The sequence below is a fragment of the Pseudomonas sp. HN11 genome (assembly GCF_021390155.1).
Lineage (GTDB): Bacteria > Pseudomonadota > Gammaproteobacteria > Pseudomonadales > Pseudomonadaceae > Aquipseudomonas.
This window is the reverse complement of record NZ_CP089985.1, coordinates 2,701,197-2,717,625: the sequence shown is the minus strand read 5'-3', so window position 1 is coordinate 2,717,625 and position 16,429 is coordinate 2,701,197. Positions and strand designations below refer to the sequence as shown.

General features: G+C 60.0%; 15 protein-coding genes and 1 pseudogene. 11 read left to right on the top strand and 5 right to left on the bottom strand.

The annotated features are described in order from the left end of the window. Positions 1-67 precede the first annotated feature (67 nt). The 8 genes from LVW35_RS12365 to LVW35_RS12330 all read left to right on the top strand — a co-directional run bounded on the left by LVW35_RS12365 (position 68) and on the right by LVW35_RS12330 (position 10,060). Positions 68-958: a carbohydrate ABC transporter permease gene (locus LVW35_RS12365; protein ID WP_043051067.1), complete on the top strand. Its 891-nt coding sequence runs from the start codon at positions 68-70 to the stop codon at positions 956-958. Positions 959-968: 10 nt separating this feature from the next. Continuing rightward, entirely contained in the window at positions 969-1,799 is an 831-nt protein-coding gene (locus LVW35_RS12360) for a carbohydrate ABC transporter permease (protein WP_003173672.1), read from the top strand. Positions 1,800-1,838: 39 nt separating this feature from the next. After that, on the top strand, positions 1,839-2,942 hold the full coding sequence (locus LVW35_RS12355) for an ABC transporter ATP-binding protein (RefSeq protein WP_233895810.1): 1,104 nt from the start codon (positions 1,839-1,841) through the stop codon (positions 2,940-2,942). Between the two features lie 16 nt (positions 2,943-2,958). Next, positions 2,959-4,440 carry a mannitol dehydrogenase family protein gene (locus tag LVW35_RS12350; RefSeq protein ID WP_233895809.1) on the top strand — a complete coding sequence of 494 codons (1,482 nt, stop codon included), beginning with the start codon at positions 2,959-2,961 and terminating at the stop codon, positions 4,438-4,440. 80 nt (positions 4,441-4,520) lie between these two features. Then, positions 4,521-6,002, top strand: a complete 1,482-nt coding sequence (gene xylB / locus LVW35_RS12345) for a xylulokinase (RefSeq protein WP_233895807.1) — start codon at positions 4,521-4,523, stop codon at positions 6,000-6,002. Positions 6,003-6,014: 12 nt separating this feature from the next. After that, a complete protein-coding gene (locus LVW35_RS12340; RefSeq protein WP_233895806.1) occupies positions 6,015-6,953 on the top strand; it encodes a carbohydrate kinase family protein in 939 nt (312 codons plus the stop codon). Between the two features lie 143 nt (positions 6,954-7,096). Then, positions 7,097-9,700, top strand: a complete 2,604-nt coding sequence (locus tag LVW35_RS12335) for an autotransporter family protein (protein ID WP_233895804.1) — start codon at positions 7,097-7,099, stop codon at positions 9,698-9,700. Positions 9,701-9,790: 90 nt separating this feature from the next. Then, entirely contained in the window at positions 9,791-10,060 is a 270-nt protein-coding gene (locus LVW35_RS12330) for a DUF2790 domain-containing protein (protein ID WP_233895803.1), read from the top strand. Between the two features lie 65 nt (positions 10,061-10,125). Here the strand turns inward: LVW35_RS12330 and LVW35_RS12325 are convergent, their stop codons facing one another. Continuing rightward, positions 10,126-10,392, bottom strand: a complete 267-nt coding sequence (locus LVW35_RS12325) for a DUF1652 domain-containing protein (protein WP_233895801.1) — start codon at positions 10,390-10,392, stop codon at positions 10,126-10,128. A 502-nt stretch (positions 10,393-10,894) separates the two neighbouring features. On the opposite strand from LVW35_RS12325, the gene LVW35_RS12320 reads away from it, so the two are divergent. Together LVW35_RS12320 and map are read left to right on the top strand one after the other, a co-directional pair. Continuing rightward, positions 10,895-11,095, top strand: coding sequence for a ParD-like family protein (locus LVW35_RS12320; RefSeq protein ID WP_233895800.1), 201 nt, complete (start codon positions 10,895-10,897; stop codon positions 11,093-11,095). Then, a complete protein-coding gene (gene map / locus LVW35_RS12315) occupies positions 11,095-11,844 on the top strand; it encodes a type I methionyl aminopeptidase (protein ID WP_233895799.1) in 750 nt (249 codons plus the stop codon). The genes LVW35_RS12320 and map overlap by 1 nt, the downstream gene beginning before the upstream one ends. A gap of 39 nt (positions 11,845-11,883) precedes the next feature. Here map and LVW35_RS12310 read toward each other — a convergent pair whose 3' ends face one another. Further along, entirely contained in the window at positions 11,884-12,318 is a 435-nt protein-coding gene (locus tag LVW35_RS12310) for an ecotin family protein (protein ID WP_233895797.1), read from the bottom strand. Between the two features lie 116 nt (positions 12,319-12,434). Beyond that, a complete protein-coding gene (gene sfnG, locus LVW35_RS12305; protein ID WP_233895795.1) occupies positions 12,435-13,520 on the bottom strand; it encodes a dimethylsulfone monooxygenase SfnG in 1,086 nt (361 codons plus the stop codon). Positions 13,521-13,773: 253 nt separating this feature from the next. On the opposite strand from sfnG, the gene LVW35_RS12300 reads away from it, so the two are divergent. Further along, positions 13,774-15,006: an acyl-CoA dehydrogenase family protein gene (locus LVW35_RS12300; RefSeq protein ID WP_233895793.1), complete on the top strand. Its 1,233-nt coding sequence runs from the start codon at positions 13,774-13,776 to the stop codon at positions 15,004-15,006. 64 nt (positions 15,007-15,070) lie between these two features. Here LVW35_RS12300 and LVW35_RS12295 read toward each other — a convergent pair. Beyond that, positions 15,071-15,589: pseudogene (locus tag LVW35_RS12295) on the bottom strand (transposase); the annotation flags it as partial. Further along, positions 15,580-16,365 (bottom strand): sulfite exporter TauE/SafE family protein, encoded by a 786-nt coding sequence (locus LVW35_RS12290; RefSeq protein ID WP_233895792.1) that lies wholly within the window; start codon positions 16,363-16,365, stop codon positions 15,580-15,582. The pseudogene LVW35_RS12295 and the gene LVW35_RS12290, both read right to left, overlap by 10 nt. Between the last annotated feature and the right edge of the window lie 64 nt (positions 16,366-16,429).

Here is a 16,429-nt window from a genome sequence, read left to right as displayed (position 1 = left end):
CTATCGGGAGCAAGCCCCCTCCCACACTGACCGCGCTCCGATTCGTATCTGACTGGTCTTGATCCTAATGAATACACCCGCCAAAAACCGCCTGGCCAACCCCGGCTGGTTCCTTGTCAGCCCCTCGGTGGCCTTGTTGCTGCTGTGGATGATCGTGCCCCTGGGCATGACCCTGTACTTTTCGCTGATCCGCTACAACCTGCTCTATCCCGGCGAAAACCAGTTCGTAGGGCTGGAGAACTTCACCTACTTCATCACCGATTCGGGCTTCCTGCCCGGCGCCACCAATACGCTGTTGCTGGTGGGCAGCGTGTTACTGATCAGCGTGGTGTTCGGCGTGTTGATCAGCGCCCTGCTGGAGGCCAGTGAGTTCCTCGGGCGCGGCATCGTCCGGGTGCTGTTGATTTCGCCGTTCTTCATCATGCCCACCGTCGGTGCGCTGATCTGGAAAAACCTGATTTTCCACCCGGTATCGGGGATTCTCGCCGCGGTGTGGAAGTTCTTCGGGGCCGAGCCGGTGGACTGGCTGGCGCACTATCCGTTGCTGTCGATCATCATCATTGTCTCGTGGCAATGGCTGCCCTTCGCGATCCTGCTGCTGATGACCGCGATGCAGTCCCTGGACCAGGAACAGAAGGAAGCCGCGCGCCTGGACGGTGCCGGCGCCATCGCGATCTTCTGGCACCTGACTCTACCCCACCTAGCCCGCCCGATTGCGGTGGTGGTGATGATCGAAACCATCTTCCTGCTCTCGGTGTTCGCGGAAATCTTCACCACCACCAACGGCGGCCCCGGCTACGCCTCGACCAACCTCGCCTACCTGATCTACAACCAGGCGCTGGTGCAGTTCGATGTGGGCATGGCGTCGGCCGGCGGCTTGATTGCCGTGGTCATCGCCAATATCGCGGCGATCATCCTGGTGCGGATGATCGGCAAAAACCTGACTGACAAACCTTGAGGGCCGCGCCATGACGCTTCAACAATCTCGCCGCCTGCAAAGCCTGTTGCTCGGCACCCTGGCCTGGGCTATCGCGATCCTGATCTTCTTCCCGATCTTCTGGATGGTGCTGACCAGCTTCAAGACCGAAATCGACGCGTTCGCCACGCCGCCGCAATTCATCTTCACGCCGACGCTGGAGAACTACCTGCACATCAATGAGCGCAGCAACTACTTCAGTTATGCGTGGAACTCGGTGCTGATCTCCTTCAGCGCCACCGCCCTGTGCCTGCTGATCTCGGTACCGGCCGCCTACTCCATGGCGTTCTACGAAACCCAGCGCACCAAGGGCACGCTGCTGTGGATGCTGTCCACCAAGATGCTGCCGCCGGTGGGTGTGTTGATGCCGATCTACCTGCTGGCCAAGAGCTTTGGCCTGCTGGATACGCGCATTGCGCTGATCATCATCTACACCCTGATCAACCTGCCGATTGTGGTGTGGATGGTTTACACCTACTTCAAAGACATCCCCAAGGACATCCTCGAAGCCGCACGCCTGGACGGTGCCACGCTGTGGCAGGAAATGGTCCGTGTGCTGCTGCCGATCGCCAAGGGTGGCCTGGCCTCCACCGTGTTGCTGTCGCTGATCCTGTGCTGGAACGAGGCCTTCTGGTCATTGAACCTCACCTCTTCCGCCGCCGCGCCGTTGACCGCATTGATCGCTTCCTACTCCAGCCCCGAAGGGTTGTTCTGGGCCAAATTGTCCGCCGTCTCGACCCTCGCTTGCGCGCCGATCCTGATTTTTGGCTGGATCAGCCAGAAACAGCTGGTGCGCGGTTTGTCCTTCGGCGCCGTGAAATAACGGCCTTTTAATAAAAAATTCAACGCGGAGGCCCATCCCATGGCCAACCTGAAAATCAAGAATCTGCAAAAAGGCTTCGAAGGCTTCTCCATCATCAAGGGCATTGACCTGGAAGTGAACGACAAGGAATTCGTGGTGTTCGTCGGGCCGTCGGGCTGCGGTAAATCCACCCTGCTGCGCCTGATTGCCGGCCTGGAAGAAGTCAGCGAAGGCACCATCGAACTGGACGGTCGCGACATCACCGAAGTGACTCCGGCCAAGCGTGATCTGGCGATGGTGTTCCAGACCTACGCGCTGTATCCGCACATGAGCGTGCGCAAGAACATGTCATTTGCCTTGGACCTGGCCGGTGTCGACAAGAAGCTGGTGGAAAGCAAGGTCAGCGAAGCCGCGCGCATCCTCGAGCTGGGCCCGTTGCTGGAGCGCAAGCCCAAGCAACTGTCTGGCGGCCAGCGTCAGCGTGTGGCCATTGGCCGCGCGATTGTGCGCAACCCGAAGATATTCCTGTTCGACGAACCGCTGTCCAACCTGGACGCTGCCTTGCGCGTGCAGATGCGCCTGGAGCTGGCGCGCCTGCATAAGGAGCTGCAGGCGACCATGATCTACGTGACCCACGATCAGGTTGAAGCCATGACCCTGGCCGACAAGGTTGTGGTATTGAACAGCGGGCGCATCGAACAGGTCGGTTCGCCGCTGGAGCTTTATCACCAGCCGGCCAATCTGTTTGTGGCCGGTTTTCTCGGCACGCCGAAGATGGGCTTCCTCAAAGGCAAGGTTACCCGCATTGAAAGCCAAAGCTGCGAGGTGCAGTTGGACGCGGGCACGCTGATCAGCCTGCCACTGAGCGGCGCCAGCTTGAGTTTGGGCAGTGTCGTGACCCTGGGCATCCGTCCGGAACACCTGGAAATCGCCTCACCAGGTCAAACCACCCTGACCGTCACCGCTGACGTCGGCGAACGCCTGGGCAGCGACACCTTCTGCCACGTCATCACCGCCAACGGCGAGCCGTTGACCATGCGGATTCGCGGCGACATGGCCAGCCAGTACGGCGAGACGCTGCACCTGCACCTGGACCCGGCGCACTGCCATCTGTTCGACACCGACGGTGTAGCCGTGGCCCGCCCACTGCGCGCCGCCGCCTGATTTTGCGAGAGTTGTGATGAAACTGAACAAGCAGAACCTCACCCAACTGGCGCCGGAAGTAAAACTGCCGGCCTACGCGATTGCCAGCACCACGCAAGGCATCGCTCATATCGGCGTCGGCGGTTTCCATCGCGCGCACCAGGCGTATTACACCGATGCCCTGATGAACATTGGCGTTGGCCTGGACTGGAGCATCTGCGGCGTCGGCCTGCGGGCCGAGGACCGCAAGGCCCGTGATGACCTGGCCGGCCAGGACTACCTGTTCACCCTCTATGAATTGGGCGATACAGACGACACCGAAGTGCGCGTGATCGGCTCGATCAGCGACATGCTGCTGGCCGAAGACGGCGCCCAGGCGTTGATCGACAAGCTGGCTGACCCGGCGATCCGTATCGTCTCGCTGACCATCACCGAAGGCGGCTACTGCATCGACGACAGCAACGGTGAGTTCATGGCTCAACTGCCGCAGATCCGGCATGACCTGGCGCATCCGGGCGCACCGAAAACCGTGTTCGGCTTTATCTGCGCCGCCCTGACCAAACGCCGCGCCGCCGGTACCCCGGCATTTACCGTGATGTCCTGCGATAACCTGCCGCACAACGGCGCCGTGACGCGCAAGGCACTGCTGGCATTCGCCGCCCTGCACAATGCCGAGCTGCATGACTGGATCAAGACCAACGTGAGCTTTCCCAACGCTATGGTCGACCGCATTACGCCGATGACCAGCACCGCCCACCGCCTGCAACTGCATGACGACCACGGCATCGATGATGCCTGGCCGGTGGTGTGTGAGCCGTTTGTGCAATGGGTGCTGGAAGACAAGTTTGTGAATGGCCGCCCGGCGTGGGAAAAGGTCGGCGTGCAGTTCACCGATGACGTCACGCCCTATGAAGAAATGAAGATCGGCTTGCTCAATGGCAGCCACCTGGCGCTGACCTACCTGGGTTTTCTCAAGGGTTACCGGTTTGTACACGAGACCATGAACGACCCGCTTTTTGTCGCCTACATGCGCGCCTATATGGACCTGGACGTCACACCCAACCTGGCGCCGGTGCCGGGCATCGACCTGACCGACTATAAGCAGACGCTGGTGGATCGTTTCTCCAACCAGGCGATTGCCGACCAGTTGGAACGGGTGTGTTCCGACGGCTCGTCGAAGTTTCCCAAGTTTACCGTGCCGACCATCAATCGCCTGATTGCCGATGGGCGCGAGACCGAGCGTGCGGCGTTGGTCGTGGCGGCCTGGGCGTTGTATTTGAAAGGTGTGGACGAGAATGGGGTGAGCTACACGATCCCGGATCCTCGTGCAGAGTTTTGCCAAGGGCTGGTGAGTGATGATGCGCTGGTCAGCAAACGCCTGCTGGGGGTGGAAGAGATTTTCGGCAAGGCTATTCCCAATTCGCCTGAGTTTGTGGCAGCGTTCGAGCGGTGTTATGCGAGCCTGCGTGACACAGGCGTTACCGCAACCCTGCAAACCCTACTGAAGAAACCGACTTAAACATGTGGGAGCGGGCTTGCTCGCTCCCACATTTGACCGGGTTTCCAACTCAAAAAAACAACACTGCTGAGCAAATCCTCATGACCCAGCAAAACCTGTTTCTCGGCGTCGATTGCGGCACCCAAGGCACCAAGGCCATCGTCCTCGATGCCACCAGCGGCAAGGTGCTGGGCCTCGGCGCCGCCGCGCACACGTTGATCAGCGGCGCCAATGGCCGCCGTGAACAGCACACCCAGGAATGGCTGGACGCCTTTACCGAAGCCACTCACCGCGCCCTGCAACAGGCCGGTGTGGACGGTCAGGACATCCTCGGTATCGGCGTGTCCGGCCAGCAACATGGCCTGGTGCTGCTGGATGAACACGGTGAGGTATTGCGCCCCGCCAAGCTGTGGTGCGACACCGAAACCACGCCCGAAAACGACCGTCTCCTGCAGCACCTGGGCGGTGAAAACGGCTCCCTGGAACGCCTCGGCGTGGCGATTGCACCGGGCTACACCGTGTCCAAGCTGCTGTGGACCCGCGAGCAGCACCCGAACATCTTCGCGCGCATCGCGCATATCCTGCTGCCCCACGATTACCTCAATTACTGGCTCACCGGGCGCGCCGTTGCGGAATACGGCGATGCGTCGGGTACCGGCTACTTCAACGTGCGCAACCGTGAGTGGGATGTGGCGCTGCTCCAGCACATCGACCCCAGCGGTCGCCTGGAACGGGCCTTGCCACCACTGATCGACGCGGATCAGGCAGTCGGCACAATCCTGCCCGCCATCGCCGAACGCCTGGGCATCAACCCCAACACCATCGTCTCCAGCGGTGGCGGCGACAACATGATGGGCGCCATCGGCACTGGCAACATTGCCCCCGGCGTGATCACCATGAGCCTGGGCTCGTCGGGCACCGTGTATGCATTTGCCGACCAGCCCAACGTCAGCCCGCAGGCCTCGGTCGCGACCTTCTGCTCGTCCAGCGGCGGCTGGTTGCCTTTGATCTGCACCATGAACCTGACCAACGCCACCGGGGTGATCCGCGAGCTGTTTGATCTGGACCTGGCCGTGTTCAACGCCCTGGTCGAGCAAGCACCGATTGGCGCCGACGGCGTGAGCATGCTGCCCTTTCTCAATGGCGAACGCGTGCCTGCCCTCCCTCACGCCACCGGCAGTCTGCACGGCCTGACCATGACCAACCTGACCCGCGCCAACCTATGCCGCGCGGTCGTCGAGGGCACCACCTTCGGCCTGCGCTACGGCCTCGACCTGCTGCGCCAGACCGGCCTGCAAAGCCAGAGCATCCGCCTGATCGGCGGCGGTTCGAAAAGCCCGGTGTGGCGGCAGATGGTCGCCGACATCATGAACACCGAAGTGATCTGCACCGAACAAAGCGAAGCCGCCGCCCTGGGCGCGGCAATCCAGGCGGCGTGGAGCCAGTCCGGCGAGTCCCTGGCCAGCCTGTGCGACAGGTGTGTGAGCGTCGACCCGGCGAGCCGCACGCTGCCGGTGGCCGTCAACGTCAGCAGCTATCAACAGGCTTACGAGCGCTATCAACAGCACGTGGCAACCCTTTAAGAGCGAACGACTATGTATCTGGTGTGTGGTGAAGCGCTGTTTGATTTTTTCAGCGAGGAAGAGGCCAGTGGGCAGGCTTCCAAGGTCAATTACAAAGCGATTGCCGGCGGTTCGCCGTTCAACGTTGCGGTAGGTTTGCGCCGCCTGGGCATCGATGCCGGCTTGTTTGGGGGGCTGTCCAGTGATTTCCTGGGCCGTCGCTTGTTGCAAGTGCTCAAGGATGAAGGCATCAGCGAGCAGTTCCTGGTGGAATTCGACGCGCCGACCACCTTGTCGATGGTCGCCGTGGGCGCCAATGGTTCACCGCAGTACAACTTTCGCGGCGAAGGCTGCGCCGACCGGTTGCTGGAAGTCGCTCACCTGCCCGAGTTGGGCGATGACATCCGCGGCCTGCATATCGGCTCGTTCTCGCTGGTGGTGCAACCGATTGGCGACACCCTGCTGAGCCTGGTCAAGCGCGAAAGCGGCAAACGCCTGATCAGCCTCGACCCCAACGTGCGGCTCAACCCGCAACCGGATATCCAGCTGTGGCGCGATCGTGTCGCAGAACTGGTCAAGCATGCCGACCTGATCAAGGTCAGCGACGAAGACCTGCACTTGCTTTACCCAGACCAGTCGGCGGAAAGCGTGCTGCAGGGCTGGCTGCAACACCGTTGCCAGTTGGTGTTCCTGACCCGTGGTGGCGATGGCGCCAGTGTGTTCAGCCGCCAGCACGGCCACTGGTCTGCGCCGGCAGTCAAGGTGGCGATGGCGGATACCGTAGGCGCCGGCGATACCTTCCAGGCCGCGTTGATTACCTGGTTGACCGAGCAACAGCATGACTCAGTAGAGGGCCTGCAACAGCTCACCCGAGGGCAAATCGACGCCATGCTGGGTTTTGCGATTCGCGCTGCGGCATTGACCTGCACCAAGACCGGTCCGGATCTGCCTTACCGCCATCAGGTGAACTGAACCCGGCAGCAGCATGACCAATGTGCCACCACGCAGGCCACGTATGCCGTGGCCTGCGCGCGTTTATATAAATATTGCCATGTGGGAAAACTGTGCTAAACCAACAACAGGAGCAGTAACTACAACACATGCAGGACAGACCCATGCAAAAGAGCAACGGTTTTTCAACCCGCGCCGTTTTAGCTGTCGGCCTCCTCTCACTGCAGTACACCACACCACCACAATCCTACGCTGCATGCACACTCACGCCCGGCCCGGGCAACGACACATTCATTTGCGACAGCGGCACCAGTGCCGGCCTGACCGATCTGCTGGGCAATAACCGCCTGACGCTGCCCGCAGGTGGCAGCGGCATCATCAACGGCAGCGTCATCTTTGGTCCGGGGGCGGACGCCACGCGGATCGATTCCGGCCAGATCACCGGTGCTGTACAGCAAGGCGCCGGCATCGATGACTTCATTATGAACGGCGGGCAAATCCAGTCCCTGGCACAGGGCGACGGCCGTGACACCTTCCGGATGACGGGCGGCACCATCGTCGGTGCGTTCGAGGACGGCGACGTGGCTGAGCAAACCGGTGGCATCATCGACCGCGTTGACATGAAGCTGGACAAGAACGTCTATGACATGTCTGGCGGCACGATCCGGGGCAACCTGGTCACCGGTTTCGATACCGATACGATCATCGTCTCGGGCGGCAGCATTGGCGGCAATATCAGTACCAGCGGCGGCGACGACAGCATCACGGTCAGCGGCGGCGTGATCAATGGCGAGATCCGTGCCAGCGTCGGCAATGACACCTTCAACTGGCTCAATGGCGGCCAGATCAAATCGGCGGTGCTGATGGGGGATGGCAACGACACCGCGCTGCTGCGCGGCCTCAGCGAAAGCCTGTTGGCTGCCACGCCCTCCATCGACGGCGGCCTGGGCAACGACCAACTGACCTTCGACAACACCACGTCCAGCACGGCGGCCCGCTATATCGGCTGGGAGACGGTCAATCTCACCAACAATTCGCGCTTCGATCTGGCGGGAGATTTTTTCCTGGGTGACAGCGCGAGCAATACCGGCACTTTCAACATTGACGGCAGCAGTACGCTGGCCGTGACCCAAGGCAGCGTACGGCCCTATCTCGCCGGCCAGCTGGCGACACTGAACAACGCCGGTACGATCGACATGACCACCGGCAGCGCCACCGCCAACGATGTGCTGGCGGTACATGGCAATTACGTGGGCAATAACGGCCAGCTGCGGCTGCAAACCGTGCTTGGCGATGAAAACTCCGCGACGGATAGGCTGGTGGTGTCCGGTGGCACGCTGAGCGGCCATACCCAATTGGCGGTGAGCAACCTCGGCGGCGTCGGGGGCTTTACCCGCAACAACGGGATCGAGGTGGTGCAGGCGCTCAACGGCGCGGTGAGCAGCACCGATGCCTTCTCGTTGAAGAGCTCGGTCTCGGCCGGGGCCTATGAATATTTGCTGTTCAAGGGTGGCGTGACGGCCGGCACCGAAAACAACTGGTACCTGCGCTCGTCGGTGGTTGCCGTGCAACCGCCGGCGGTGCCACCGGTGCCACCGACACCACCGGCGGTGGTGCCCGTACCGCCAATTCCAGCGACACCGCCGGTGGTCGACCCCGACGAGCCGCCGGTGGAACCGCCAACCTCGCAACCCGTCGCGCCGGTCGAGCCCCCTGCCCCGCCGCCCAGCCAGGTTGCGGCAGGCAACTCGCCGGAATCCGCCGCGGGCAACCCGGCGCTGCCGAGGGGTATTGCCGGTGCTGAGCCCATCCCGTTATACCGCGTAGAAGTGCCGGTGTATTCGGTGGTGGTACCCGCCGCCCAGTTGATGACCCTGCAAGCGCTGGGCACCTTTCATGATCGCCAGGGCGAGCAAAGCCTGCTGACCGAGACCGGCGCGGTGCCGGCAGGCTGGGGGCGTGCCTATGGCAGCGACTTCAACAAACACTGGTCGGGCACCGTGTCGCCGAGCTTCGACGGCTCGGTCAAAGGCTACCAGTTCGGGCATGACCTGATGGCCTTCGAAACCAGCGGCGGGCAGATCCAGCGCTTCGGGCTGTTTATCGGCCAGAGTCGCCTGAGTGGGGATGTGAAAGGTTTTTCGATGGGCTGGCAGAACAATCGCTCCGGGCGGGTCAAACTCGATGGCGATAACTTCGGTGCCTACTGGACGCTCACCGGTCCGAACGGCTGGTATGTGGATCTGGTTGCAATGGGCACGCGCCTGGATGGCGACAACAAGTCCGAGCGTGGCATAAAGATGGACACCAAGGGCCATGCCCTGGCGCTGTCCGCCGAAGCCGGCTACCCGATCGCCGTTTCCGAGCATTGGGTCGTGGAACCGCAAGCCCAGGTGATCCGCCAGACGATCGACCTGGACAGCCAGAACGACGGTATTTCCAGGGTGTCATTCGACTCCCAGGATTACTGGACCGGCCGCCTCGGCGCCCGCCTCAAGGGCCGCTACCTGGTGGATAACACACCAGTCGAACCTTACCTGCGAGTCAACGCCTGGCGCACCTTCGGCGGCAGCGACACGGTGACCTACGATGATGTGGACCGCATCAAGAGCGATCACAAGTCATCCACGGCGGATGTGGGTGTGGGCGTGGTTGCTCGGCTGTCGTCTTCGGTGAGCGTCTACATGGCAGCAGACTACAACACCAACCTGGACGGCAACGCGATGGAGGGTGTCAGCGGTAATGCCGGGGTTCGTATGAGCTGGTAAACATGAAGGTTTTGTCAGCCAGGCATAAATTAATCGATGGTTAATCGCGCAAGTCGAGAGTGAAGTTGTCCTCACTTGCGGAGAACCACCATGAAACTGCGCACGTTAATGCTTGGCGGCGTCCTGACACTGGCAGCAGTGTCAGGCCTGGCTCAGGCTGACGATCAGACAACCGCCGTAAAAACCGTGCCTTACCACTACGGCATGCCGATGAACATCGCCAAGGTATTGGCCATGAACGAAACCCCGACCAATGACTGCAAAGTCATCAAGGCCGATATCAAGTTCCTGGACAAGGCTGGCAAAGTGGAAGATGTGAGCTATCGGAAAATGTCCGAAGCCTGCGATTTCCAGAACTGATCGACAGGCGTAGACAGCATTGGGCCTGGCAATCACCAGGCCCACAGGTCAAGAATCAAGCATTTTCAGTAAGCGCGCCCTCCTACGCGTTGCAGGACGGGGGTATGCGCGTGTTTGAGGTCTTCACGCAACCCGGTGATCAGGTTGCAAATCGCTCGACTGCTGTCGAGTGTATTCGCGTTGATACCTTTGACTTCTAAATCCACCCGGTCACGGTCTAGGTCGTCGTAGACTTTGATCGTCAGCGAAGCATCTTCGGCTTTGATGCATTCGCACCGTTTAGGCAGGAAACTTCCTTCAATAATGCTGCGAAGTTCTAATTCCGAAAGCATGGTCAACCTCTCCTTTTCTGAGACTGCCAACAGATTGTTGTGTATCCGGCGAACGCATGCCCGCCGCGCCTTGCCGACCCTGGAAGACGCTTGTAACACCCAAGCCTACTCGGCAAAACCGGCCTTCGTTGTAACTTTTCCTCATAAGCCAGGTGGCGGGTTATATAAGTAAAACTGTACGGTTTGATCGTCGTCGAACCGCAGCGATTAAACGTTTAACTCTGCACGTGAAATTCACTACATCCCTGCGCAGCGACCCTTCCGGCAACATGTCGCAAACTATCGAAGTGGATGTTCGCTCCGGATGACGATTTGCGCCTGGATCTATAGGTGCCATGGATCTTGAGGGAAAAGTCTTCCACTCGATCAGCACCTGATCCCCCAGCAACGCTGACAATGCAGGCGATCAAGTCAACGGCCGAGTGCCATTTGGCGGCGCGGGGTTTACGCCCAACGTACGAAACGTATACGATTTGTATATTGCCACCACACAGTGAACACCATGGGCATCGTCAAGATCACCGACCAACTGCACGAACAACTACGGCTGGCCAGCGCCACGATGGACCGCTCCATCAACGCCCAGGCCGAGTTCTGGATCAAGATCGGCCTGCTCGCCGAACTCAATCCCCACCTGGCCTACAACGAATTGATCAACAAGTTGCTGCTGGACAAGCCCGACCTGATCCGGGGGCGTACTTGATGATCAAGACCGCCGCGCAACTGGCCGTGATGCGTGAGTCCGGACGCCTGTTGGCCCAGGTGTTTACCATGCTCGACGGTTTTGTCGCCGCCGGCCGCTCCACCCTGGAGCTGGACGCCGCCGTCGAAGCCTTCATCCGCAATGACTTGAAAGCCCGCCCCGCCAGCCTGGGCCAGTACGACTACCCCTTCTCCATCAACACCTCGATCAACGAAGTGGTGTGCCATGGCATGCCCAGCGCCAAGGAAATTCTCAAGGACGGCGACATCATCAACATCGACATCACCCTGGAAAAAGGTGGCTATATCGCCGACTCCAGCAAGATGTACATGATCGGTACCGTCGCCCCCAAAGCCCAGCGTCTGGTCGAGAAAACCTTCGAAGCGATGTGGGCCGGTATCCGTCAGGTCAAGCCTGGTGCCCGCCTGGGCGATATCGGCCACGCGATCCAGAGCCACGCGCAGGCCAATGGCTACAGCGTGGTGCGCGAATATTGTGGGCACGGCATTGGTCGGCAAATGCATGAAGAACCGCAGATCCTGCACTTCGGTCGTCCCGGCACCGGACTGGAATTGCGTGAAGGCATGGTATTTACCGTGGAGCCTATGCTCAACCAAGGCAGTTCAAAAGTACGCAGCCTTAAGGATGGCTGGACGGTGGTGACCCAGGACAACAGCCTGTCGGCGCAGTGGGAACATACCGTGGCGGTGACGAAAAATGGCGTGGAGGTACTCACGCTTCAGGCGTAAGTACCCACGCGCGCTCCGTCGTGGAAGCCAGAGCCGTGTCTACTTAACCATTACTTCGTAGGATAGAACTACGCCTTTGGCGGCATAAATGACAATAGGTTTGTTGCTGTCATAGTCAATTTCAGCATCGACCAACTGCACATCCACGCGTTGCATGCGACGGCTGGTCGAGGCCGGTGGGCAGGCCATGAGCGTCGTGAGTCCTGCACTCTTTCCAATCACGTAATAGCCCTCCGGACTTTTTTTCAACGCCGAAAAAGAAATCGACCAGTTGCAGTCAACTTCTACAGACTCTTTGGCCTTTATTACCACCTTCAGCTGTTCCTCATGATGACGTGGCTCGAGGTTGAACACCGTTTTATTGTAGTCATGGGCACTGGGCACGCCTTCCTGGACAGCTTCCTCCTTAGCCGCTTCAACGAGTCTTAAAATGGTGGCTACCGCCTCACCGATGACACTACCGGTAATATCCATGGTTGTTCCCTCTGGGAGTCATTTGATTGAGGCTCAGAGTTTGAACGTCCGACGGACGGGGGCTGTGGTACATATTGAGTGAGATTTTGCCCGGCCCGGGGGTCTCAATGGGTGCGTCAAGCCACCTGCTTTATGGCGGCCTTGGCTTCCAGCTCACGTACCAACGGCAATACGCGTTTGCCGAAGTACTCGACTTCTTCCTGGAAGTGCAGGAACCCCGCCAGCACCAGGTCCACCCCTACCGCCTTGAGCGCGACGATGCGCTCGGCGATCTGCTGCGGCGTGCCGATCAGGTTGGTCTTGAAGCCATCGTTGTACTGCACCAAGTCTTCAAAGCTCGATTTGGCCCAATTGCCCTCGCCCTCCGGTGAAGCCTTGCCGGCCTGTTTGGCCGCATCACCAAACGCATTCACCGCTTCCGGATCGGCCTTGTCGATGATCTGCGCCAACACAGCGCGCGCTTCCTCCTCGGTATCACGGGCGATCACGAAGGCGTTGACGCCGACTTTGACCGAGTGGTTGTTGGCCGCCGCCTTGGCACGGATGTCATCGACCTGAGCCTTGATGCCTTCCGGAGTGTTGCCGTTGGTGAAATACCAATCCGATACCCGCGCGGCCATGTCCCGCGCGGCTCGTGAGCTTCCACCCTGGAAAACCTCCGGCTGGCCCAGCGGCTTGGGCTTGAGGGTGTAATTGTTGAAACGGTAGAAGTCGCCTTTGAACGTGAAGTCGTCCTGGGTCCAGATGCCTTTCAGGGCGCGGATAAATTCTTCGGAGCGCCGATAACGCTCATCGTGCTCCAGCCAGTGTTCGCCGATGGCCTGGAATTCGCCCTTGAACCAGCCGCTGACGATATTCACTGCGATACGACCGTTGGTGAGCTGGTCGATGGTTGCCAGTTGCTTGGCTGCCAGCGCCGGTTGCCACGGGCCGGGCAAGATGGCGGCGATGACCTTGAGCGTGGTGGTCGCCGCCAGCAACGCGTGGCTGAACGCTACGGACTCATGTTGGTTTTCGGCGCCATAGCCGGCAGTGAAGCGGATCTGCGTGAGGCCGTATTCAAAGCCGGCGGCTTCCGCCAGTTGCGCGAGTTTACGGTTGTAGTCGATGCCCCAGTGGGTGCGTTGTTCGATCTTGCTGACCACCAACCCACCGCTGACGTTGGGCACCCAGTAGGCAAATTTCACGGCTTGCTGACTCATCTCGCGTTACCTCGCACAAAAGGGATGTATGCAGGGCTTGAGCAGCAAGCGTGCCAGTCAAGGGAAACGCCGATGCCAGGGGCTTTGCGCGCAGTACCGCGTGCCGGCGTCGATGTCGCAGAGTGTGCGGGTTTGTCGATCAGCTGTTGCCAGGGCAACAGTGGCTGAACGCTTTGGCCTGTAAATACGGGCGCCGATACCCGGCACGGCATGTGCAATCCCCTTGCATTGATCACTGCCCAGGAACTTGCCCATGACCGAACAACACGTCATTAATCCGCTGTCGACCGGCGTCGACTTCCCGAGCCTGGCTGCGCGCTTTCGACCGATCTTCCAGCGCATCGCCGACGGTGCTGTAGAACGCGAACAGTCTCGCACCCTGCCCCATGAACCGATCCAGTGGCTCAAGGAAGCAGGCTTTGGCGCGGTGCGCGTGCCGGTGGAATATGGTGGGGGTGGCGCCTCCCTGCCGCAGTTGTTCGAATTGCTGATCGAACTGGCCGAAGCCGACTCCAATGTGCCTCAGGCCCTGCGCGGTCACTTCGCGTTTGCCGAAGACCGCCTGAACGCGCCGCCCAGTGCCGGCCGGGATCTGTGGTTCAAACGTTTCGTGGACGGCGATATCGTCGGTTGCGCCTGGACCGAGATTGGCAACGTCGCGATCGGCGATGTGCTCACCCAGGTCAGCCCTGATGGCGACCGTTGGAAGCTCAACGGAGAGAAGTTCTACAGCACCGGCAGTATTTTCGCCGACTGGATCGACGTGTATGCCCAGCGCAGTGACACCGGCGCCGATGTGATCGCCGCTACCCGCGCCCGCCAGCCTGGGGTGGTGCACAGTGATGATTGGGACGGCTTTGGCCAGCGCACTACCGGCAGCGGCACGTCGCGCTTCAACGACGCGGTGGTGGAAGCGGACAACGTCATCGACTTTGCCACCCGCTTCAAATACCAGACGGCGTTCTATCAGTTGGTGCTGCTCGCGAGTCTGGCGGGGATTGGTCGTGCGGCATTGCGCGATGTGGCGCATCAGGTGCGTAGCCGAAAGCGTATTTACAGTCATGGCAATGCGGCGCATGTGAGCCAGGATGCGCAGATTCAACAGGTGGTGGGTGAAGTGGCTGCGCTGGTGTATGCCGCTGAGGCGAGTGCATTGAAGGCGACGCTGCCGGCGCAGCGGGCGTATGTGGCGCGGTTTGGGGGGGATGACGCTGTTGAGCACAAAGCCAATGTGGCGGCCGAGATAGAATCGGCTACGGCTCAGGTGGTGGTGTCAGGATTGATTCAGCGGGCTACCAGTGAGTTGTTCAATGCGTTGGGGGCGTCGGATGTGCGACAGGGTAAGGCGCTGGATCGGCATTGGCGGAATGCGCGGACGGTATCGTCACATAATCCGGTGATTTATAAGGCGCGGATTGTGGGGGATTGGGTGGTTAATGGGGCGGAGCCGCCGTTTGTTTGGCAGATTGGGAATGGGCGGGGTTGAGCCGAGAGTGTCAGATTTTTTGTGTGCGGGCCGGTAACGGCCTGCCGTCAGGCAGGCCCTAGCTTTACCAGGTCGGCCTGATAAATCGATCTGCGTACAGGATCGCAAATTGATTCATCGCGCTCTTCCAGTCATGGGCTGCACTGCCCCAGTTCGCGGTGATATTGCGTAAACCCAGCCAAATCAGCTTCGTCGCGGCATCGTCCGTTGGGAAGTGGCCTCGCGTCTTGATGATCTTGCGCAACTGAGCATTGATGCTCTCGATGGCGTTGGTTGTGTAGATCACTTTGCGTATCGCCGGGGGAAACACGAAGAACGGGATAACCCGATCCCAAGCGCGCTTCCAAGCCGCCACAACCGTGGGATATTGCTTGCCCCAAGGCCCGGCTTCGAAGGCCAGCAGCGCTTGCTCGGCGAGGTCAGCATTGAGCGCTTGATAGATCGGCTTCAATGCCTTGGTCAGCTCACGGCGCTTGTCCCAGCCTGCGTAATCGAGGCTGTTGCGGATCAGATGGACGATGCAGGTCTGCAACGTCGTCTTAGGAAACACAGCACTCAGCGCTTCGGGCAAAATCAAAACGCCAACTTATAACCAATGGCCATCAACATAACCGCCAAACAAGGCCGCAACACCCCATCCGGCAGTTTGCCCGTCATATGGCTACCCACATAGATCCCCGGCAACGACCCCATCAACAAAAACCCCAACAAATGCCAGTCCATATTCCCCATGCTGGCATGCCCCAACCCCGCCACCAGGGTGAGCGGCACAGCATGCGCAATCTCGGTCCCCACCAAGCGCCGCGTAGCCAGAAACGGATACAGAATAAACAATGCCACGGTCCCCAGCGCACCCGCGCCAATGGAGGTCAACGCCACCATGGTTCCGAGGATCGCCCCAGTCACCACCGTCAGCGCATTCAAATTGCGCGGACTCATGTGAAAGCTATCACCGGCATGTCGCTGGGCAAACGCCAACAGGCTCTTCTTGAACAGAATCGCCAAAGCCGTCAGCAACAACACCACCCCGAGCGCCTGTTTGATAACGGCATTCATCACGCTGGGGTCAGTGTGCAGGCTGGCCAGGAACCACAGCGTCAACAGCACCGCAGGCACGCTGCCCAGGGTCAGCCAGCCAGTAATGGTCCAATCGATATTCTTGTTCTTGCTGTGCACCAGCACCCCACCCGACTTGGTGATGGCGGCATACAACAGGTCAGTGCCCACGGCGGTGGCCGGATTGATGCCGAACCACAACAGGATCGGCGTCATCAACGAGCCCCCACCCACACCGGTCATGCCCACAATAAAACCAACGATCAGGCCAGCAACCACAAAACCAACATTACCCACATCCATTCCAGCTACCTGCGGCCTTATAAATTTCTGGCCGCAGGATAGCGATTTTTCTTATAACGACTTA